This is a genomic window from Vitreimonas sp., assembly GCF_035627415.1.
In the GTDB taxonomy this organism is placed as follows: domain Bacteria; phylum Pseudomonadota; class Alphaproteobacteria; order Caulobacterales; family Aquidulcibacteraceae; genus Vitreimonas.
This window is the reverse complement of record NZ_DASPLU010000017.1, coordinates 1-19,672: the sequence shown is the minus strand read 5'-3', so window position 1 is coordinate 19,672 and position 19,672 is coordinate 1. Positions and strand designations below refer to the sequence as shown.

Annotated in this window: 17 protein-coding genes; 7 read left to right on the top strand and 10 right to left on the bottom strand. The window is 66.4% G+C overall.

The window, feature by feature from the left end; all coding sequences use genetic code 11:
* Window positions 1–14 precede the first annotated feature (14 nt).
* Together VEA80_RS11130 and VEA80_RS11125 are read right to left on the bottom strand one after the other, a co-directional pair.
* Window positions 15–560, bottom strand: coding sequence for a sigma-70 family RNA polymerase sigma factor (locus VEA80_RS11130; protein ID WP_325060811.1), 546 nt, complete (start codon window positions 558–560; stop codon window positions 15–17).
* Entirely contained in the window at window positions 557–751 is a 195-nt protein-coding gene (locus VEA80_RS11125; protein ID WP_325060810.1) for a NepR family anti-sigma factor, read from the bottom strand. The genes VEA80_RS11130 and VEA80_RS11125 overlap by 4 nt, the downstream gene beginning before the upstream one ends.
* Before the next feature lie 237 nt (window positions 752–988).
* Between VEA80_RS11125 and VEA80_RS11120 the strand changes: the two genes are divergently transcribed.
* From VEA80_RS11120 to VEA80_RS11110, 3 genes are all read left to right on the top strand, one after another.
* Window positions 989–1,783 (top strand): response regulator, encoded by a 795-nt coding sequence (locus VEA80_RS11120; protein WP_325060809.1) that lies wholly within the window; start codon window positions 989–991, stop codon window positions 1,781–1,783.
* Window positions 1,784–1,838: 55 nt separating this feature from the next.
* The gene (locus VEA80_RS11115; RefSeq protein WP_325060808.1) at window positions 1,839–2,009 is read left to right on the top strand and encodes an entericidin A/B family lipoprotein; all 171 of its coding nucleotides are present in this window, start codon (window positions 1,839–1,841) and stop codon (window positions 2,007–2,009) included.
* 83 nt (window positions 2,010–2,092) lie between these two features.
* Window positions 2,093–2,587 carry a copper chaperone PCu(A)C gene (locus VEA80_RS11110; RefSeq protein ID WP_325060807.1) on the top strand — a complete coding sequence of 165 codons (495 nt, stop codon included), beginning with the start codon at window positions 2,093–2,095 and terminating at the stop codon, window positions 2,585–2,587.
* Here the strand turns inward: VEA80_RS11110 and VEA80_RS11105 are convergent, their stop codons facing one another.
* The 6 genes from VEA80_RS11105 to VEA80_RS11080 form a co-directional block, all read right to left on the bottom strand.
* Window positions 2,588–3,727, bottom strand: a complete 1,140-nt coding sequence (locus VEA80_RS11105) for a M14 family zinc carboxypeptidase (protein WP_325060806.1) — start codon at window positions 3,725–3,727, stop codon at window positions 2,588–2,590. It lies immediately after the preceding gene.
* Window positions 3,728–3,764: 37 nt separating this feature from the next.
* Entirely contained in the window at window positions 3,765–5,339 is a 1,575-nt protein-coding gene (locus tag VEA80_RS11100) for an N-acyl-D-amino-acid deacylase family protein (RefSeq protein ID WP_325060805.1), read from the bottom strand.
* 13 nt (window positions 5,340–5,352) lie between these two features.
* Window positions 5,353–8,490, bottom strand: a complete 3,138-nt coding sequence (locus tag VEA80_RS11095) for a TonB-dependent receptor domain-containing protein (protein WP_325060804.1) — start codon at window positions 8,488–8,490, stop codon at window positions 5,353–5,355.
* Between the two features lie 127 nt (window positions 8,491–8,617).
* Window positions 8,618–9,610 (bottom strand): N-acetyl-D-Glu racemase DgcA, encoded by a 993-nt coding sequence (gene dgcA / locus VEA80_RS11090; protein ID WP_325060803.1) that lies wholly within the window; start codon window positions 9,608–9,610, stop codon window positions 8,618–8,620.
* A complete protein-coding gene (dgcN, locus tag VEA80_RS11085; protein ID WP_325060802.1) occupies window positions 9,568–10,605 on the bottom strand; it encodes an N-acetyltransferase DgcN in 1,038 nt (345 codons plus the stop codon). The genes dgcA and dgcN overlap by 43 nt, the downstream gene beginning before the upstream one ends.
* A 94-nt stretch (window positions 10,606–10,699) precedes the next feature.
* Window positions 10,700–11,593, bottom strand: a complete 894-nt coding sequence (locus VEA80_RS11080) for a LysR family transcriptional regulator (RefSeq protein WP_325060801.1) — start codon at window positions 11,591–11,593, stop codon at window positions 10,700–10,702.
* A 156-nt stretch (window positions 11,594–11,749) separates the two neighbouring features.
* Here VEA80_RS11080 and VEA80_RS11075 point away from each other — a divergent pair, with 156 nt between their 5' ends.
* Window positions 11,750–14,086, top strand: a complete 2,337-nt coding sequence (locus VEA80_RS11075; RefSeq protein ID WP_325060800.1) for a putative bifunctional diguanylate cyclase/phosphodiesterase — start codon at window positions 11,750–11,752, stop codon at window positions 14,084–14,086.
* Here VEA80_RS11075 and VEA80_RS11070 read toward each other — a convergent pair.
* On the bottom strand, window positions 14,083–14,568 hold the full coding sequence (locus tag VEA80_RS11070) for an Lrp/AsnC family transcriptional regulator (protein WP_325060799.1): 486 nt from the start codon (window positions 14,566–14,568) through the stop codon (window positions 14,083–14,085). The two genes, VEA80_RS11075 and VEA80_RS11070, sit on opposite strands and share 4 nt — an antisense overlap.
* Window positions 14,569–14,668: 100 nt before the next feature.
* On the opposite strand from VEA80_RS11070, the gene VEA80_RS11065 reads away from it, so the two are divergent.
* Genes VEA80_RS11065 through VEA80_RS11055 form a run of 3 tightly spaced genes read left to right on the top strand, consistent with a single transcriptional unit; the run spans window position 14,669 to window position 19,145 of the window.
* Window positions 14,669–16,747, top strand: a complete 2,079-nt coding sequence (locus VEA80_RS11065) for an alpha-ketoacid dehydrogenase subunit alpha/beta (RefSeq protein ID WP_325060798.1) — start codon at window positions 14,669–14,671, stop codon at window positions 16,745–16,747.
* Window positions 16,747–17,982 (top strand): dihydrolipoamide acetyltransferase family protein, encoded by a 1,236-nt coding sequence (locus VEA80_RS11060; RefSeq protein ID WP_325060797.1) that lies wholly within the window; start codon window positions 16,747–16,749, stop codon window positions 17,980–17,982. The genes VEA80_RS11065 and VEA80_RS11060 overlap by 1 nt, the downstream gene beginning before the upstream one ends.
* 2 nt (window positions 17,983–17,984) lie before the next feature.
* Window positions 17,985–19,145, top strand: a complete 1,161-nt coding sequence (locus tag VEA80_RS11055) for an aromatic amino acid transaminase (RefSeq protein ID WP_325060796.1) — start codon at window positions 17,985–17,987, stop codon at window positions 19,143–19,145.
* Here VEA80_RS11055 and VEA80_RS11050 read toward each other — a convergent pair.
* Window positions 19,142–19,672, bottom strand: a 531-nt coding sequence (locus tag VEA80_RS11050) for a MaoC/PaaZ C-terminal domain-containing protein (protein WP_325060795.1), incomplete at its 5' end; no start/stop codon positions are given. The genes VEA80_RS11055 and VEA80_RS11050 overlap by 4 nt on opposite strands.

The window sequence follows — 19,672 nt, the reverse complement described above, 5'->3', positions numbered from 1 at the left end:
GTATCCGCGCGCGTTCACACGCTGGCTGTGTCCTCGATCATCCGCCCTTCACTGGGAATGGGCTGGCCTTCGTCGTCAAGGCCGAGGAGGTCGGCCAGTTTGCGGCGGGCGCGGTTGACGCGGCTCTTGATGGTGCCGACGGCGCAGCCGCAGATCTGCGCGGCTTCCTCGTACGAACACCCCGAGGCGCCGACGAGCGTCAGCACTTCGCGGTGATCGGGGGCAAGCTGGCTGAACGCCACCTTGAAGTCCTCGAGGTCGACCGAGCCGTCCTGCTCGGGACGCACCGCAAGGCGCGCCGCGAACTTGCCATCGGCGTCTTCCACTTCCCGCTTCAGCTTGCGCAGCTGGGAGTAATAGTGGTTGCGCAGGATCGTGAACAACCAAGCGCGAAGGTTCGTGCCCGGCTCGAAGCGTTCGACGTTGGCGAGCGCTTTGACCAGCGTGTCCTGCACGAGATCGTCGGCTTGGGCGGAATTGTGCGCCAGCGAACGCGCAAACGCGCGCAAACTGGGCAGGAGCTCGATGAGCTCAGCCTTGAAGGCCCCTGGCGCGTTCACGATTTTTTGTCCTCGGCGCTGTCTAGCGTCGACAGGATGTCGAGCAGCCGCTTCGGCACCGGTTCGCTGGCCACTTGGCCGTACGCCAGCTTCAGATTGCGGGTGATGAGCGCCTTGTGCGTTGCGGAGGCCGGCCGCGATTTCCCGTATCCAGCCCCGGATGCGTCCTGCGGCGGCGCTTTCTTACTCACGAGCGCTTCCATTTCTTCTTTCCGTGCCATAATGCCGATCAAGCCCCCGCTGGACTAGTCCGGGAGACCCACGGCGGCTCTCCCCCGGCGCACACAACGCCTCCGAGCGAAACCTGTTCCGATGCCCTGGAACATTTTTTCAGATGCCGCGTTCAACCGCTCTCGACGGGACGGGAGCGAACTATGCAAACCGAGGCCGCTTCTCAAAAATTTGCTAATCAAAACAAGGGGTCATATATGACGCTTGCCCGGGAAATCGCGCCTCACCTGCCGCTGCTGCGCCGTTATGCGCGCGCGCTGACGGGGGCGCAGGAGAGCGGCGACGCTTTCGTGGTGGCGGCGCTCGAGGCGATCGTCGCCCGGCCTGAAGAATTCCCACGCGAGCTCGACCCGCGCGCCGGGCTCTATCGCGTCTTCCACCGGATCTGGGAGAGCGGCAACGTCGAGTTGAACGGCCACACCAGCGAGGAATCGCTCGGCGCGCGAAAGGCGCACGAACGGCTGCGGACGCTCGCCCCGCTCAGCCGCCAAGCGCTGCTGCTGACGACGCTCGAAAACTTCACCACACAGGAGACGGGCGAAATTCTAGGCCGCTCGCCGGATGAAGTGAGCGCGTTGTTGGACGATGCGCTCGATGCGCTCGATAAACAGACGAAAGCGCGAATTCTGATCATCGAAGACGAAGCCGTCATCGCGATGGATTTGAGCGACCTTGTCACGGCGGCGGGCCACACCGTGTGCGCGGTGGAATCGACGGCCGCCGGCGCCGTGGAAGCGGCGAACCGCGAACTGCCCGATCTCGTGCTCGCCGACATTCAATTGGCGGACGGTTCATCGGGCATCGACGCGGTGCGCGACATTCTCGCCTCGTTCGAAGTTCCGGTGATCTTCATCACGGCGTTCCCGGATCGTCTGCTCACCGGCGAACGGCCGGAACCGACTTTCCTGATCACGAAACCGTATTCGCCCGACATGGTGCGCGCGGCGGTGAGCCAAGCTCTCTTCTTCGAGAGCACGGGAAACCTCAACTAACATGGGACGTTTTCATTGCTGACGCCGCAGGACGGCGCGGCAATGGAGACTATTCATGTCGAAGAAAATCACTTCTCCGCTGATCGCCTTGGCGGCGCTCGTGGGCGCTGCATCGCTCGGCGCGTGCAACACGGTCGAAGGCGTTGGCGAAGACATCCAACAGGCGGGCGAAACGGTCGAAGAATCCGCGGATGACGTAGGCAGCACGGAAGATCCGACGCCGTAACGTTGCGCCGCACTCATGCTCACGCATGGGTGCGGCAACACGTCCTCTGACCGCGCTGCCGGCGTGGCGCGATAGCTCTCGGCATGAGAGCTTTTTTTATCGCTTCGTTGATCTTGCTCGCGGCGTGCGGAGCGCCGTCGACGGCGCCGGCGTCCGAAAGAGCGGCCGAGCAGGCCGCGGCGGCGCAGCTCGAGGTGCGCGATGCTTGGGCTGCGCCGACGCCGAGCGGCGTCGAGGTCGCCGCCGGCTATCTCACCATCGTCAACGCGACGGCGAACGCCGATCGCCTCGTCGCCATTTCCACCCCGCGTGCAGCGCGCGCCGAGGCGCACGAGATGAGCATGGACGGCGGCGTGATGCGCATGCGCGCTGTCGAGGGCGGCCTAGCCGTGCCCGCGGGTGAGACGGTGACACTCGCGCCGGGCGGGCTGCACCTCATGTTCTTCGAGGTGACGCAGCCGTTCACCGACGGCGAAAGCATCCCGGTGACGCTGAGGTTCGAACGCGCCGGCGAGATCGCGGTCAGCATGCCGGTGCGGCGCGCGGCCGCGTCGACCGCCGAGCACACCGGCCACTGATCAGCGCGAGGTATACTCGAACATGGTTTCCGCCACGGTGCGGCCGATGCGGCCGGCGGTGGCGACAGTGGCTTCGTCGTCCAGTTCAACTGTGAGACCCGGCGCGCGCAGCTCGGAGAGCGCCCAGCGCTTCGACGTCTGACCGGTTTCGGAGTGGCTGAACGTCCACGGCAATGGCGGATTGACCGCCGCGTCGAGCCGCTGGCGCAGCAGCGGCAGGAGATCGATCGTCGGCGAATCCGCATCGAGCGGCGGCGCGTAGATCACGTTGCGGCGGGTCGAGTGAAAATCGAAGAAGGCGACGGTGCGCCGGTTCTGCGCTTCGCTCTGGATGAGGTCGCGCAGCGCGCGCGTCTCCGGCTGCGAGAAGTCGCGCCAATCGCGGTTCAGATCGAGGCCGCCATTATTCCAGCGCCAGTGGCCGCGCATGACGCCATCGGGGTTCGGCATCGGCACGAGCAGGATGCGGTGACGGGCGCGAAAGGCGTTCGCTTGCGGCGTGTCGGCCATGATGGTTTCGACGAAGTTACGGAACGCGACCGCGCCTGAGGTTTCCGGCGGGTGCTGGCGCGTCATGGCGACGACGAGATCGGTCCCTGTGCCGGCGCGGTAGGCGATCAGCGGACGATCGTCGATCGAGCGGCCGTACTCGACCGCTTCGAAGCCGCGCGGGACGATCACTTGTTGCGCCCAAGCGTGCACCGCGGTCGGCGTCTCGATCGGTTGGGCGGCGATGAAGGTCGCGCCCGGCTCCAAGCGCAGGTTCATGCTGGCGCGGCGCTCGTCGTCGGCGACGATGACGTCACGGCGCGGGACCGAACGCCAGGTGGCGCCATCGCGGGTGAGCTTTGGCGAATAGCGATGCTCGTACTCGCCATAGTCGAGCGTGACGCGCAGCTCCGTCGCCGCGGCGGCGTCGAGGCGGAAGGCATACCACGGGCTGCCATTGATCGGCGTACCTTCCGGCGTGACGGCGAGCGTGACTTCGCCGGTTTCGGCGACGCGGCAGGTGTGGCGTCCGCCGCTCGGGAAATCGACCGAGACGGTGACGCCCTGCGATTCGCAGATCGGCGTTTGCGCGAGCGCGGGCGTTGCGACGGCGGCGGCGGCGAGCGCCAGGAGCGCGGACTTCAAGTTCATCGGGGCTCTCCTCTTTCGTGCGGCGCCTGGTTGTCAATCAGCTGGCGCAGGCGCCGGCCGGCGGGGTCTTCGCCAGCGCGCGGCCGTCGAGCCGGTTGGTGGATGTCGCATTGTCGATGGCGAACACGCCGTTCACCAGCGCGTGGATGACGCCGACGGAGTACTCCTCCGGCTGCTCGTAAGTGGCGCGTGCGGCGAAGACGCGCGGATCGAACACGATCACGTCGGCGAAATAGCCTTCTCGCAGCAGGCCGCGTTCGGCGATGCCGAAAATCTCGGCGGTGAGGCCGCTGCTTCGATGGACGAACTCCTCCGGCGTCAGCAGCGGCGTCTCGCGGACGTAAAGCGCGAACTTCGACGGGAAGGTGCCGAAGCGGCGCGGGTGGCCGGTGGTGGCGTCGGACGAAGTGACGACCCAGGGCTGACGCATGAAGGCGCGGATGTCGGCTTCCTGCATGTTGAAGGAAGCGAGCCGCGCATCGCCGTTCAACGCGATCTGGCGGGCGGCTTCGGTGGGATCGACGCCAAGCGCGGTCGCGACATCGCCGAGATAGCGGCCGCGATGTTCGCCGCTGGTGATGAGCAAGGATTGCGGGCCGCCGCGGCCGCGGATCAGGCGCTCGATCTCTTCGTGCAGGCGCGTTTGTAGTTCCGGGTCGGCGAGCCGGCGGCGCATGGCGGCGTCGCCGCCGTCCTGGGTCCAGCGCGGCATCAGCGCGTTGGAGACGCGGGTGCCCGAGGCGCGCCAGGGATATTGGTCGGCAGTGACGCGGCGGCCGGCGGCGCGCTCGGCTTCGATGCGCGCGATCACGCGCTGCGCCTCGCCCTCGGTGTCGCGGCCAGCGGCTTTGATGTGCGCGATGTGCACCGGCAGATCCGCCTCGCGGCCGATACGGAGCGCTTCTTCGACAGCGTCGTAGAGCCGGCCATTGCCGGCGCCTTCGCTGCGGAGATGGGATTCGTAGAGACCGCCGCGCTGGCCGGCTTCGCGCGCGAGCGCGATCACCTCCTCCGTCTCGGAGAAGCTCTGCGGCGCGTAATAGAGTCCGGCGGAGAAGCCGAACGCGCCGTCGCACATCGCCTGCGCGACGAGGCCGCGCATGCGGTCGAGCTCGGCTTCGGTCGGCGCGCGGTCCTCCTCGCCGATCACGGCTTCGCGCACGGCGCCGAAGCCGACGAAGCCGCCGGCGTTGACGCCGATGCGAAGCCGCTCCAGCTGCGCGCGCTGCTCGGCGACGGCATAGGCGCCGTCGCCGTCATTGCCGAACAGGATGGTGGTGACGCCTTGGGTGAGATGATTGAGCGCGCGGCGGCGCATCGCGTCGTCCGAGCGCAGATCGCTCAGAGAGTGCGTGTGCGGATCGATGAAGCCGGGCGCGACGACGAGATTGGACGCATCGATGGTGCGCCCCGCCCGCATCTGCCCCGCCTCGCCGACGAAGACGATACGGTCGCCGCTGACGCCGATATCGGCGCTGCGGCGCGGGCCGCCGGTCCCGTCGATGACGACGCCGTTGCGGATCAGGATGTCGACCCGCTCCGGCGCCTGCGCGGCCGCCGCGCCCGCCATCAGGACGAACGCGGCGGCGACGAGGCTGCAGAGGCGCTTCACCTCGCGCTCCGCTTTAGAAGCGCGTGCGGATCGAGGCGTAGATGGTGCGGCCGCGCGGCGAATGCAGATCGCCGATATAGCCGGACTCGGTGTCGGCCAGCGGCGGATCCTCGTCGAAGAGGTTGCGGGCGCCGATGCGAACGCGCACTTCGTCGAACAGCTCGCCGCCGTCAATCACGTACTGAGCGTACGCGTTGTGCGTGATCCACGGCTTCACGCGCCAGAACTCGCCGGTCGCGAGTTGCACGCTGGTGTCGTCGACGCCGCCGACATAGGCGGTGTACCAGCCGGCGCCCCAATTGCCGGCGCGCCAGGTGACGGTGGCGCTCGCACGCCATTTCGGACGTCCGTTCTCCTCGATCAGGCTCTCGGCGCCGGGAATGTTGATCAGCGGATCGATCACGCCGGCGGCTTGGGCGTTGAGCAGCTGCTGCTGCTCGGGGCCGGGCGCCTGATAGAAGGTCAGCAGCCTGGCGAAGTTGAGATCCAGGTTCCAATCGCCGAGCGGCGTGTCGTCGACCTCGTAGAAGATGCCGATATCGTAGCCTTCGGCTTCGCGCGGACCGAGATTGCGATAATCGTCGATGACCTGGGTGATCTCGCCGACCGGCTGGAGCGGAGCGCCGTTGGCGTCGAGCGCGCCGGCGAACATCAGCACGTCATCCGGCGTCGGCGCCGCGCGGACGACGTTCGGATTCGAGCTGCCCAGCATGCGGAGCAGATAATCGAGCGTGATGGCGTTGCTGTCGCCGAGCAGGCCGATGACGCCGTCCTGCTCCACGTTCCAGTAGTCGGCCGTGATCGTCAGCTCGCCGAAGCGCGACGGGATGAAGGTCGGCTGGATGACGAAGCCGGCGGTGAAGTTCTCCGAGGTTTCCGGCTCCAGCTGTTCGCTGCCGGAGCGGTTGCTCTGCACCGATTGCGACTGGTTGCAGGCGTCGAAGTCGGTGATGACGCCATTCTGTTGCTGCGCTTCGCAGCGCACCCAATCGGTGCGGGTGTTCGAACGGAGAATGCCGCGCTCGTGCTGTTGCGGCAGGTTCGGGGCGCGGAAGCCCTGCGACCAAGCCGAGCGGAACATCAGCCACTCGGTCGGGCTCCAGGCGGCCGCCACTTTCGGGCGGGCGATGTCGCCGAACGCCGAGTAGTTCTCGTAGCGGACGGCGAGCTGCGCTTCGAGCGAATGCACGAGCGGAATGTTCATGTCCGGCGAGACGATCGGCAGCGCCATTTCGGCGAAAGCCGAGAACACGTTGCGGAAGCCGTCGGTGTCCGGCGTCGGGCTTGCGCCCATGACGTCGCTCAACGGCGCGAGCGGCGTCGAGCCGTCGAACGGCTGGAAGGTGATGGTGCCGTCGAGGCGCGCATCGCGGTCGTCTTCGTATGTTTCGTTGCGATACTCGACCCCGGTGGCGACGCCGACGGGGCCGCCCCAGATCTCGAACAGATCCGGCCGCGAGAGCCGGAAATCGAGCATGGTCATCGTCGTCGTGCTGCGACGCGACACATCGACCATGAAGCTGTCGATGACGCTTTGCGGATTGGGCGAGCTGTCGCCGTTGGCGGGGTCGAGCGGATTGCCGCCGGTGAACGGGTTGTACGCGTCCGGCGTCGAGCGCGCGAGCGCGTCCTGAAACAGCGTCATGCTGGGCTGACGCATGGTGTCGTGGGTGACGGCTTCGGACTGAACCAAAGCGGTTTCCCAGTCCCAGGCGTTCCACTGGCCGCGGAAGCCGACCAGGCCGCGCACGACCGATTGCTCGACATTCACCGGCAGCGGACCGGCGTCGACGACGCGATAGTCCTGCAGTTCGAAGTTCACCCCGCCCGACGGCGCATTGGTCACGGGAACGCGATTGGGATTTGGATTGCCGTTGAGGGTCGTCGGACCGAAGGGATTCCAGTAATTCGTGGCGGGAACGATCAGGCGCTGGGTGGAGAGATTGGTCTCCTGCTCGCGATAGCTCGTCGAATCGGACTCATAGACGCCGAGTTCGACGAACAGTTCGACATTGTCGCCCATGTCGTGGTTGACGAAGAAGAACGCGTTGCGCCGCTCCACTTCGCTCCATAGCGTGCGGCCGTCATTGGTGTTGTAGCGCAGATTCTCGTCAGACCCGGTGGTCGAAACGACGCCGTTGTCGAAGCAGGTGCCGAGAGCGGCGGGAAATTCGACGCTGTTGCAGCTCGCGTTCGTGATCGGCTGAATGTGGAACGTCGCGTGACCGTCGCTCGTGCTGGTGATGGTGGTGCCGTTCATCGACAGCGAGGTGGTCGACGGGTTGAAGCTCGCCGTCAGGCGGCGGAATTCGGGCCACGGCGTATCGGTGCTGGTGTTGCGCCAGTCGGTGTCGTTCGCGAACGGGCTGCTCGGATCGATCAGCGAACGCAGATCGGATGTCGCGGAGAAGTCGCGGTCGCTGGCCCACAGCGGATCGCGGTTGGTGAAGTTGCCGAAGAACGAAACGTTGGTGCGGCCGTTGTTGAAGTCGGCGCCGGCTTCGATCGAGAGCTCGATCTCGTCCATGCCGTCGGACTGGCCGCCTTCGACCTCGAGGCGCAGGCCTTCGAAATTGTCGCGCAACACGGTGTTGATGACGCCGGCGACGGCGTCGGTGCCGTAAATCGCCGATGCGCCGTCGCGCAGCACTTCAACACGGCGCACGCCGGCAGCGGGGATGGTGTTGGTGTTGACCGTGGCGACCGGGACCAGGTTCTCCACCTGGATCGCAGGGTGCAGCACCATGCGGCGGCCGTTGAGCAGCATCAAAGTGTTGCCGGTGCCGAGACCGCGCAGATTGATCGAGGCGGTGTCGCCGCGGGCGTCGTTGATGCCGCCGGCCACGCGCGCTTCGTTGAAGGTGACGTCGCCCGCCTGCGGGATCGAGCGGAACAGTTCGTCGCCGCTCGAAGGCGCGATCGCGTCGAGCTGCTCTTCACCGAGCACGGTGACGGGCAAAACGTCGGTGACCTGGGCGCCGCGAATCTGGGTGCCGACGACGACGATCTCGTCTTCGTCGGACACGCCGGATTCGGCCGCGGTGACGTCCTCGTCCTGCGCATGCGCCAAAGGCGCCATCGCGCCGGTGATCAGCGCCGACGCCCCGAAGAGCAGCAGCGACTTGAGGCTGTGACGTACCGGCGATTTCATTCGATTTCCCCCTGGTCCCCGATGAGCCGTTGCAGCGGCTCGAATGTTTTCTTTTACGGGTGCTCCAATGCAGCACCCGACCGCGGCATCCGCGTCTACTTTTTGTTGGCGACGCTATAGCCGGAGGCTATGCGCGCGGCTCGCCCCACAGGCCGCGCGGCGCACGCATGCGCCCGTTGGCGAAAATCATGCCGTTTTCTCGGTCCTGCGCCAGCCACCAAGGGCCATCGAGATCGATGAAACTGGCATCCTGCGCGACGAGTAGCGCCGGCGCCACACTGAGCGACGTCGACACCATGCAGCCGGCCATCAATGTCAGGCCGAGTTGTCGCACGCGCTCGCGCATGACGAGCGCCTCGGTGAGGCCGCCGGTCTTGTCGAGCTTGATGTTGACCGCCTGATATCGGCGCGCGACGCGCTCCAGATCGGCGCTGGTGTGCGCCGATTCGTCGGCGCAGATGGGCACGGCGGGCTTCAGATTCTCCAACGAGGCGTCTTCGGCGGCGGCGAGCGGCTGCTCGATCAGGTCGACGCGCAAGGCCGCCAGCTGTGGCAGCAACTCGGCCAACAAGGACGCCGACCAGCTTTCGTTTGGATCGACGATGAGGCGCGCCTCCGGCGCGGCGGCGCGCACGGCCTGAACCGAGGTGAGTGGGTCGAAAGCGTCGACCTTCACCTTGATCAGCGGCGAACCGGCGATGGCGGCTGCGGCTTCGCTCATTCTGGCGGGCTCGTCGAGCGAGACGGTGACGGCGGTGACGATTTCGCCGGGCGTTTGGACGCCCGCGAGATCGGCCACGGTGCGGCCGGCTTGCTGGGCTTCCAGGTCCCAGAGCGCGCAATCGATGGCGTTGCGCGCAGCGCCGGCTGCAAGTTTTCGCTGCAGCTCGGCGCGGGAGAGACCGGCTTCAATGTCGGCAGAGACGGAGGCGATCTGCGCCAACACGCTCTCGACGCTTTCGTCGTAGCGCGCGTACGGCACGGCTTCGCCGCGCCCGACATGAGGGCCGTGCTGCAGATTGACGACGACCACATCGGCCGCGGTTTTCACGCCGCGCGCGATGCGGAAGGGCCGGCTCAGCGGCCAGCGTTCGCTGCGTGCGGTGAGCCTGCGAAGCATTCGAGCAAATAATCCGCGATCTGGTCGACACCCATGGCGACAGGGTCCTGCGCCGGCAAGTTCAATTCGGCGGAGACGCGTTCGCAGACGCGCTTCGCCTCCTGGGGCGGCAGGTTCGACGTGTTGAGAGCGACGCCGGTGCAGATGACGTCGGGATTGGTGAGCTTGGCGGCCTCGAGATTGGCCGCGAGCGTTTGTGCGAGGCTCGGCAGCGCCCGGCCGGGCAGTCCGCGCATGTGCGGCCGGCCGGGCTCGTCGCAGAGCACGATGGCGTCCGGTTGCGCGCCATGGAGCAAACCCAACGACACGCCGGCATAGGAAGGATGATAGAGCGAGCCCTGCCCTTCGATGATGTCCCAACCGCCGTCGAGGCGTTCGGGCGAGAGCTGTTCGACCGAGCCGGCGATGAAGTCAGCGACAACGGCGTCGACCGGCACGCCGGCGCCGGCGATCATGATGCCGGTTTGACCGGTGGCGCGGAAATCGCAGCGGACGTTGCGCTTCTTCAGTTCCCGCTCGATGGCGAGGCTCGTGTACATCTTGCCGACGGAGCAATCGGTGCCGACCGTGAGCAAACGGTAGCCCCGGCGGCGCTCGCCATTGCCGATCGGCAGATCGGGCGCGGGCTCGCGGACATCGTAAAGCGTGCGGCCGAGGCGCTTGGCCGTGTCGCGGATGGCCGGGCGCTCGTGCAGGCGCTGGTGCAGGCCGGAGGCGACATCGAGGCCGGCTTCGAGTGCGGCGATCGCTTCGGCTTCGTCCTCCGCCGTCATGACGCCGCCGCGGTTGGCGACACCGATCAGCATGGTGCGGGCGCCGCGCTTTGCCGCTTCGGCGTAGCTCAGCGGCTCGAGCCCGAGGCTCGGCGCATCGTCGCGCAGGCGCCGTTCGCCGATGCATTTTTCCGGCCGCCAATGGGCGACGCCGCGCGCCGTTTTGATGGCCAGGGCGTCCTTGGCGGCGCCGAGATAGAGGACGTAAGGAGAAGGGATCACGCGAAACCTCCGGCCGCGCTTCGGCGGTGATCCCATCTGACGGCGGCTGCGGGGGACCGCCAGTAGCGTTTCGGCTGGCGCCTATAACGAGCGGCTATGCCGCCAGGATGCGCTCGAACGACTTCTGCATCTCGGTGATGAACTTGGCCGCGAGATGAGAGGGCGGCCGATCCTCCAGGTGGATGGCGCAAATGTCGAACTTCACCGCCGGCTCCAGGCGCTTGAATTCGAGCCGCTCATCCCGCATCGCCCGAGCGGTAAGCTCGTCGACGATGGCGACGCCGACTCCCTCGCGCACCAGGCCGGCGGCGACGTAGAAGGTGTGCGCCGACACGACTTCGCGCACTTCGGCTTTCAGCTTGGCGAGTTCGGCCGAAAGGATGTCGCCCAGCGGGCCGCTCGAAGTGATGCCGACGAAATCGCGACCGATGATGGCGCTGAGCGGGATGCGCTCGCCGACATTGGCGAACTCGCCGCGGCGATAGAGCAGCACCAGTTCGCCCTGCCCCAATTTCAGCGTCTTGAGGCGCGGATGCTCGCCTTCGTCGAAAACGAAAGCGACTTCGCTGGTGCGGTCGAACAGGGCGCGCAGCGCTTCGTCGTGGTGGTAGGTCTGGATGTCGAAGCTGACGTCCGGGTGGCCGGCGCGGAAGCGGGCGATCGCGGCCGGCGCGGCGGCGAGGCCAGCGACCGGAAGCACGGAGAGGCGGATGTGCCCTGCGTCGCCGTTCTTGAGGCTTTTGCAGGCCTGCTGCAGCGTCTCGATCTTGGCGTAGACCTCGCTGGATTCGCGGAAGACGACGTGCGCCTCGTCGGTCGGGATGAGCCGGCCACGCACGCGGCGGAAGAGTTTGAAGCCGAGTTGATCCTCGGCGTGCTGCAGCGTTTTCGAGAGCGACGGCTGCGAGACGTTGAGGGCCTTGGCGGCGGCGTTGATGCTGCCGCTGAGATAGATGGCGTGAAAGACTTCGATGTGGCGCAGTCGCATGGCGGCGCCAGAATTAGGCGCCCGGGCTTGGAAACACAATCGTAACCTCTGCTGCGGGTGAGGCCCCAGGGTTAACGGTCACTTCAGTAGAGCAGGCTACAAGAGCCGGTCATGGCGACTTCTATCCGCTCACTGCCTCCCGCTTAGGCGCCGCACATGTTCGTCCGGCTGCGCCACAAGTTGACGGTTCTCTACGCCGGGCTTTTCTGCGCGGCGCTGATCCTCATTGGCGGCACCGCCTATGTCGTGATCGCCGACGCGACGCAACGCCTCGCGCGCGACCAACTGGTTAAAGCCAGCGAGATCTTCGAGCGCTCGGTCCGGCTGCGAACGGAGCATCTGGCCGCCAGCGCGGACTCCGCGGCGAATATCGTCTCGCTGCAGCAAGCCGCGGCTGGACGCGACGAAAGCGCCATCCGCACCCAGCTCGAGGCGTTACGGGACAACGCCAACGCCGACCTCACCTTCCTGGTGACGCGCGAGGGCCTCGTCATCGCCGAGGACGCGAACGCTCCGACCTCGGTCCCGCCGGGCCTGCAGCGGGCCCTGGCGCAAACCGAAGCGCCGTCCGGCATATTGGTGTTCGACGGGCGCCAGTATCACGCGGCGACGGCGCGCATACCGGGCGGCCTGGGCTGGCTCGTGGTCGGCGGACGCCTGGACGGCGACGTGCAGGCGCTCGAGGAGCTGGCGACCATTCCGCTCGACGCCTCGACGCCGCTGCACACGAGCGAAGGCTGGGCGCAGGGCGAGGACGCCGCGGCGCTCGGCGCGCTGATCGAACGACAAGTGCGCGCCCAGAGCCTGCGCGCCGAAGCCATCGAGACCTCGAGCGGGCGCACTTTGGCGCTGGCCACGCCGCTGCCGGCGCTCGACGGCTCACCGAGCGTGCTGCTGCTGCGCTATCAGCTCGACGGCGGGTTGACGCAGTATAGCGCGCTGTTCGGCACGCTGCTCACCGTCGGCCTGGTCGGGCTTTCGCTGCTCATCGCCGGCAGCTGGCTCTTGGCCAACGACATCACCCGGCCGCTGTCGACGCTCGAAAGCGCGGCGCAGAAGCTGCAGGAAGGCGTGTTCGAAACGGTCGCGATCGTCGGCCGCGACGAGCTGGCGCGCCTTGCCGCGAGCTTCAACGCCATGACCGGGGCGCTGCGCGAACGCGAGCGCAAGATCACCCACCTCGCCTATCACGACGCCGAGACGCGGCTGCCGAACCGGCTGGCGCTGGAGCGGCGGCTTGCCTCCGCACCGCAGCCGGAACGCGTCTATCTCGCCGCCATCGGCGTCGACCGCTTCACTGAAGTGCGCGGCGCGATCGGCTACACGCTCGCCGGCGCGCTGATGCGGGTGCTGGGGCAGAGGCTGCTGCAATTGGTGCCGAACGCGCCGGTGGCGCGGCTCTCGAGCGACGTGCTGGGCGTCGGCCTGCTCGCGGACAGCGAAGCCGATGCGCGCAAGCGCGCCAGTGCGCTGATCGGCGCGCTGGAGCAGCCGCTCGCGCTCGAAGGGCACAATCTCGATATCAACGTCACCATCGGCCTGGCGCAGCCGCGCGCGAAGACGGAGAGCCCCGGCGCCATGATCGAACGCGCCAGCGTCGCGCTCGATCAGGCGCGCAGCGCACGGCAGAAGCTCGGCCTGTTCGACGAGGCGGCGTACGGCGATCCCGCGCGCAATCTCTCGCTGATGAGCGAAATGCGCCGCGCCGTCGAGAGCGGCGAACTGATGATCGTGCACCAGCCGAAATACGATTTTCGCACCGGCCGGATCGGCAGCGCCGAGTGCCTGGTGCGTTGGCGCCATCCGACACGCGGCATGATCGCGCCCGACCTATTCATTCCGATGGCCGAGGAGACCGGCCATATCCGCGCGCTGACCGAATGGGTGTTGCGCCGCGCCATCGTCGATCAGAAACGCCTCGCCGCCGCCGGCTGGCCGCTGACGCTGGCGGTGAACGTTTCCGGCCGCCTGATCGGCGACGACGAATTCGCGCGCGCGGCGCTCGAGCTGGTCGCAAAGGCGCCGCATCAATTGTGCTTCGAGATCACCGAGACGGCGGTGATCGACAATCCGCAGAAGGCGCTCGAGAACATCGAGCTGTTCGCGTCCAAGGGCGTGCGCATCTCGATCGACGATTACGGCTCGGGCCTCTCGTCATTGGCGTACCTGAAGCAATTGCCGGCGCACGAACTCAAGATCGACAAGCTGTTCGTGCAGAGCATCACCAACAGCCAGCGCGATGCGTTGCTGGTGCGCTCGACCATCGAGCTGGCGCACGGGCTGGGGCTCGACGTGGTGGCGGAGGGGGTCGAGACGCCGGGGACGTTTGCGCTGCTGGCGTCGATGAAGTGCGATTTGACCCAAGGCTATCTGATCGCCCGTCCGGCGACGATCGAGGAGCTGATCGCCATCCTCGGCGACGAGAAGCGGATGCGCTTCTATCAGCAGACGGCGTTGGGCGGCGTTGCGCCTGCGGCCGCGCGTCTGGCTTAGGACGCGTCGTCGAGCGGCAGCTCGGTCGTGTTTTTCAAGTGCTCCAGCACAATCGAGCTTTCCATGTGCGCGATGGCGGCGCAGCGTAAGAGCTTCGACTGCACGATCTCCTGGAAGTGCGGCAGGTCGCGGGCGACGATCTTCATCAGATAATCCGCCTCACCCGTCAGCATCACGCAGAGCGTCACCTCGTTCATGCGGGCGACGAGGTCCTTGAAGGCTTTGACGTTGGCGGCGGCGTGGTCGCGCAGCCGCACGCGGATGATGGCGCTGCAGGTGAGCCCGGCGCCCTCGGGGTCGACGAGACCGACGACGGCGCGCAGCACGCCGGCTTCCTTCAACCGGCTGAGGCGCCGGGAAACGAGGCTTGGCGAGACGCCCGCCTCTTCCGCCAGCTCGGCCTGCGAGGCGGAGGCGTCGCGCTGAATGGCGCGGAGCAGGCGCCGGTCCGCGTGGTCGAGGTCGATGGGCTCACGTTTCATGCGCTTTAGGCCAACGTTATGCACGGTTCATGCAGCATAACGCGATTATTCGTCCGGACCAGCGCAGATTTTGCAGGCGAACGCGGCTATTGTTGCGCCTATGAGCGCCAAGCCGAAGCCGGCTCCCAAAGCCGCCCCTGAGACCGATTGGAAGCGCGTGGTCGAGCTCGTCCAATGCTCCCGCGCGATGGACGCAATCGAGGAGCGCGAACTCGTTCCGGGCAAGAAGATTTTCTATCAGTTCAGCGCCCGCGGCCACGACATGGCGCAAGTGCTGCTGGGCCTGCGCCTGACCCATCCGAAGGACGCGATGTGCGGCTACTACCGCTCGCGGCCGATCCTACTTTCGCTCGGCGTGGCGCTGGAGGACGCGCTGGGTTCGGCGATGGGGCGCGCCGGCGGTTATAGCGACGGGCGCGATATTGGCGTCGTGTTCAATTATCCGAATGCGACGGGCGCATCGGCGCTGCCGATGTGCGGCGGCGTCGGCGCGCAATACACGCCGACCGCGGGTTACGCGCAGGCGATCGAGTATCATAAGAATGTCCTCGGCGACCGCGCCTATGACGGCGCCATCGGCGTCGTGCTGGGCGGCGATGCATCGGTGGCGACGAACGGGTTCTGGGCGGCGCTGACGATGGCGACGACGTTGAAGCTGCCGATGCTGTTTTATGTCGAAGACAACGGCTACGGCATCTCGACGCCGGGCTGGCTGCAGACGCCGGGCTGCAACATCGCGCAGAACCTGGCGAGCTTCAGCGGGCTTAAAGTGCTCGACGGTGACGGGACCGATCCGGTCGAAGCGTCAGAGCTGATCGCGGATGCAGTGGCGCATGTGCGGGGCGGCAATGGTCCGGCTTTGGTGCACCTCACAGTGCCGCGGCTGCAGGGGCATTCGTTTCAAGATACGCAGGCGTACAAATCGAAAGACGTGGTCGACGCCGAGTGGGCGCGCGATCCGCTGCCGAAGCTGAAGGCGCATGTCGTGCCTGCGCTGATGAGCGAGAAGGATTGGGACGCGCTGCAGACGCAAGCTGAGGAGCGCGTGCGCCGCGCGGTGCAGATCGCCGATCAGCGGCCGGTGAGCGAGGCCTCGCAGGTGACGCGCTTCGTGTTCAGCGAAGAAAACGCGCTGCAGGACGAAGGCGGGCTGTGGAATACCGGCTATGCGGCGCCGCGCGTGAGCGATGCGCCGAAACCGGAAGGCGCGCGCATCAACATGATCACGGCGATCCGGCGCACGTTGGATCACGAGCTGGCGGTTAACCCGCGCGTCTTGGTGTTCGGCGAAGACGTCGGCCCCAAGGGCGGCGTGCATGGGGTGACGCTCGGCTTGCAGGAGAAGTACGGCGAAGGCCGCGTGTTCGACACTTCGCTGTCGGAAGAAGGCATTATCGGCCGCGCCGTCGGCATGGCGATCGCCGGGCTGATGCCAGTGCCGGAGATCCAGTTCCGCAAGTATGCCGACCCGGCCTGTGAGCAGATCAACGATTGCGGCACGATGCGCTGGCGCACGGCGAACCGGTTCGCGGCGCCGATGGTGGTGCGCATGCCGGTCGGCTTCTTCAAATGCGGCGATCCTTGGCATTCGCAAACCAACGAAGTGCAGTTCGTGCACGCGCCGGGCTGGCGCGTCGCCTGCCCCTCAAATGCGGAGGATGCAGTCGGCCTGCTGCGCACGGCGCTGCGCGGCAACGATCCGGTGATGTTCCTGGAGCATCGCAACATGCTCGACGCAGCGAGCGCGCGGCGGCCCTATCCGGGTGATGCGTTCGCGCTGCCGTTCGGTGTGGCGAAACGCGTGCGCGAAGGCGGCGACATCACGTTGGTGGCCTGGGGCGCAATGGTGGAGCGCTGCGAGGCGGCGGCGGATCAGGCTGGCGTCAGCGCCGATATTCTGGACCTGCGCACGCTGGCGCCTTGGGATTTCGAGGCGGTGCTGGCTTCGGTGCGGCGCACGCATCGCTGCTTCATAATCCACGAAGACATCGGCACCGCCGGCTTCGGCGCCGAGATCGCGGCGGTGGTGGCGGATCAGGCGTTCCTCGATCTCGACGCGCCGGTGGCGCGGATGACGATGCCGGACATCCCCTCGCCGCACCATCCCGAGCTGATGGAGTGGGCGTTGCCTTCGGTGGAGCGCATCGCGGCAAAGATCGAAGAGCTGGTGCGGTTCTGATGGCGGAGCAAAAAGACATCGTCGCGCCTGTCGAACAGGAAGGCACCAAGTCGGTCGTGCGCGCGTGGCTGAAGCAGATCGGCGACGCGGTGAAGCAGGACGAACCGATCGTCGAGCTGGAGACGGACAAGGTCGCGGTGGAAGTGCCGGCGCCGGCGGACGGCGTGTTGGCCGCGATCGCGCTGAACGAAGGCGATGAAGCGGCGCCCGGGGCGGTGTTGGGAAAGCTTTCGATCGGCTCTTCTCCCGTCATTCCGGGCGCGACGAAGTCGCGATCTGCTAACCAGGGGCAAACGCCGGAGCGGCGGCCCCTGGATGCCGGGCTCGCCGCTGGCGCGGCGCCCCGGAATGACGATGAGAGAGAGATGCGGCTTTCTCCGTTGGTGAAGCGCCTAGTGGCGGAACATCGGCTGGACACGACCGCCATCACGGGCACGGGCCGAGGCGGACGGATCACGCATAAGGATGTCGAAGAGCACATCGCGCGCGGTTCAACCAAACCGGCGCTGAAGCCCGCGCCGATCGCGCCGATCAAAGGCGGCCGCATTCCGCATGACGCGATGCGCCGCTCGATCGCCGAGCACATGTCGCGTTCGGTGGCGACGGCGCCGCATGTGACGGCGGTGTTCGAAGCGGACTTCTCGGCCATCGCCGCGCACCGCGCCAAGCACAAGGATGCGTACGCGAAGGAAGGCGCCGCGCTTACCTACTCCGCCTACATCGTCCGCGCGGCAGCGGAGGCGATGAAGGTCTCGCCGAACGTCAATGCACGTTGGCACGACGACTTCCTCGAAGTGTTCGAGGATGCGAATATCGGCATGGGCGTGGCGCTCGGCGACAAGGGCCTGATCGTGCCGGTGATCCGGCGGGCGCAGGCGCTGTCGCTGAAAGAGACGGCGGCGCAGCTGACCGACCTGACCGATCGCGCGCGCAAGAACCAGCTGAAGCCAGCCGATGTTCAAGGCGGCACGTTCACGATTTCCAATCACGGCGTCTCCGGCTCGCTGGTGGCGACGCCGATCATCATCAACCAGCCGCAATCGGCCATTCTCGGCGTCGGCAAGCTGGAGAAACGCGTCGTCGTACGCGAGGTCGACGGCGTCGACGCGATCCTGGTGCGGCCGATGGCCTACGTTTCGCTCACTATCGATCACCGCGTACTCGACGGACATCAGACCAATGCGTGGCTGACGCGCCTCGTCGAAGTTCTCGAAACTTGGCCTTTGGAAGATTGACTATGCTCGAAGACCTTGCGGTAAGGCCGCCCGATCCGCTGCTGAAGATCATCAAGATGTTCCGCGAAGATCCGCGGACCGACAAGATCGATCTTGGCGTCGGCGTTTATCGCGACGAGAACGGCGTCACGCCGGTCATGAAGGCGATCAAGGAAGCCGAGCGCCGACTCGTGCATGAGCAGAAGACGAAGACCTATGTCGGCCAGCAAGGCGACGTGGAATTTCTGCGGCTGTTCGGCGAACTCGCGTTCGGCGATCAAGCGGCCGAGTTCGTTTCGATCCAATCCGTCGGCGGCACCGGCGCGCTGCGTCTCGGCTGCGACCTTCTGCGAAATGCGGGGGCCAAACGCGTTCTGTTGCCTACACCGTCCTGGCCGAACCATCCGGCTATCATTGCCGCGGCGCGCCTGGAGCAGGTCGACGTTGCATTCTTCGATGTCGCTCGCCAGGAGATCGATATCGACGGACTGATCGCCGGTTTCGACAAGGCCGAACGCGGCGATGCGGTGATCCTGCAAGCCTGTTGCCACAATCCGCTCGGCGCGGATTTTTCAATGGCGCAATGGGAAGCGCTGACGGACGCGGTGAACCGGCGCGGCATCATCCCGTTCCTCGATCTCGCCTATCAGGGTTTCGGCGATGGGCTCGAACAAGATGTCGCCGGCGCACGTTACATGTTGGCCCGCGTGCCACATGCGGTGATTGCGGTTTCGGCAGCGAAGAACTTTGGCGTTTACCGCGAGCGTGTTGGCGCGTGCTTTGTCAAAGCGCCCGGATCGGCGCGCGCGGCGGCGCAATCCAACCTCTTCTCGCTCGCCCGCGCGAACTACTCAATGCCGCCGGACCACGGCGCGTCGTGCGTGCGAGTCGTGCTAAGCGATCCGGGCTTGCGCACGATGTGGGGTGACGAACTCGACGAGATCCGCGAGCATATGAAGAAGACCCGCACCACGCTCGCCGCCGCGCGCATCAATTCGATCCCGATGCACCTGATCGCCGGGCAGAAAGGCATGTTCACCTCACTGCCGCTCACCGAAGCCCAGGTCGTGCGGCTGCGCGAGGAGTTCGGCGTCTACATGACCGACGCTGCGCGTATCAACGTGGCGGGCCTGCCGGCCAACGAAGTCGACCGCTTCATCGAAGCGCTGAAGGCCGTCGCTTAAGCCGCGTTCATAGTCAGCAGATCGTACGCCGCGACGGTTTCGCCGTCGCGGTTCGTCACCACGACATCCCAACGCACTTCGCCCTGGTCCGGCTTACGCAATGTCTTTTCCTTCACAGTGAGCGCGACGGAAATTGCCTCGCCCGGCTTCACCGGTTTGACGAAGCGCAGATTGTCGAGCCCATAGTTCGCCAGCACCGGACCCGGATTCGGATCGACGAACAGTCCCGCCGCGAACGCGAGAATCAGATAGCCGTGCGCGACGCGACCGCCGAACAAAGGATTGGCGCGTGCGGCATCCTCGTCCATGTGCGCGTAGAACGTATCGCCAGTGAAGCGCGCAAAGTGCTCGATATCATCCATCGTGATTTCGCGTCGAGCTGTCGTGAGCTGATAGCCGATGGGCAGGTCGTGGAATTTGCGGCGGAACGGATGCTGCGCGGCGTTCTCCACCGGCATGCCGGCGATGTAGCGGTGCACGATCGCGCTCAGCACGCGCGGATGACCCTGCAGCGCGGTGCGCTGCAT

What these genes read in the sequence shown, in the direction of transcription:
- VEA80_RS11120 (WP_325060809.1), top strand. Translation starts at nt 989, where the DNA reads ATGACGCTTGCCCGGGAAATCGCGCCTCACCTGCCGCTGCTGCGCCGT.
- VEA80_RS11115 (WP_325060808.1), top strand. Translation starts at nt 1,839, where the DNA reads ATGTCGAAGAAAATCACTTCTCCGCTGATCGCCTTGGCGGCGCTCGTG.
- VEA80_RS11110 (WP_325060807.1), top strand. Translation starts at nt 2,093, where the DNA reads ATGAGAGCTTTTTTTATCGCTTCGTTGATCTTGCTCGCGGCGTGCGGA.
- VEA80_RS11105 (WP_325060806.1), bottom strand. Translation starts at nt 3,727, where the DNA reads ATGAACTTGAAGTCCGCGCTCCTGGCGCTCGCCGCCGCCGCCGTCGCA.
- VEA80_RS11095 (WP_325060804.1), bottom strand. Translation starts at nt 8,490, where the DNA reads ATGAAATCGCCGGTACGTCACAGCCTCAAGTCGCTGCTGCTCTTCGGG.
- dgcA (WP_325060803.1), bottom strand. Translation starts at nt 9,610, where the DNA reads ATGCTTCGCAGGCTCACCGCACGCAGCGAACGCTGGCCGCTGAGCCGG.
- VEA80_RS11080 (WP_325060801.1), bottom strand. Translation starts at nt 11,593, where the DNA reads ATGCGACTGCGCCACATCGAAGTCTTTCACGCCATCTATCTCAGCGGC.
- VEA80_RS11075 (WP_325060800.1), top strand. Translation starts at nt 11,750, where the DNA reads ATGTTCGTCCGGCTGCGCCACAAGTTGACGGTTCTCTACGCCGGGCTT.
- VEA80_RS11070 (WP_325060799.1), bottom strand. Translation starts at nt 14,568, where the DNA reads ATGAAACGTGAGCCCATCGACCTCGACCACGCGGACCGGCGCCTGCTC.
- VEA80_RS11065 (WP_325060798.1), top strand. Translation starts at nt 14,669, where the DNA reads ATGAGCGCCAAGCCGAAGCCGGCTCCCAAAGCCGCCCCTGAGACCGAT.
- VEA80_RS11060 (WP_325060797.1), top strand. Translation starts at nt 16,747, where the DNA reads ATGGCGGAGCAAAAAGACATCGTCGCGCCTGTCGAACAGGAAGGCACC.
- VEA80_RS11055 (WP_325060796.1), top strand. Translation starts at nt 17,985, where the DNA reads ATGCTCGAAGACCTTGCGGTAAGGCCGCCCGATCCGCTGCTGAAGATC.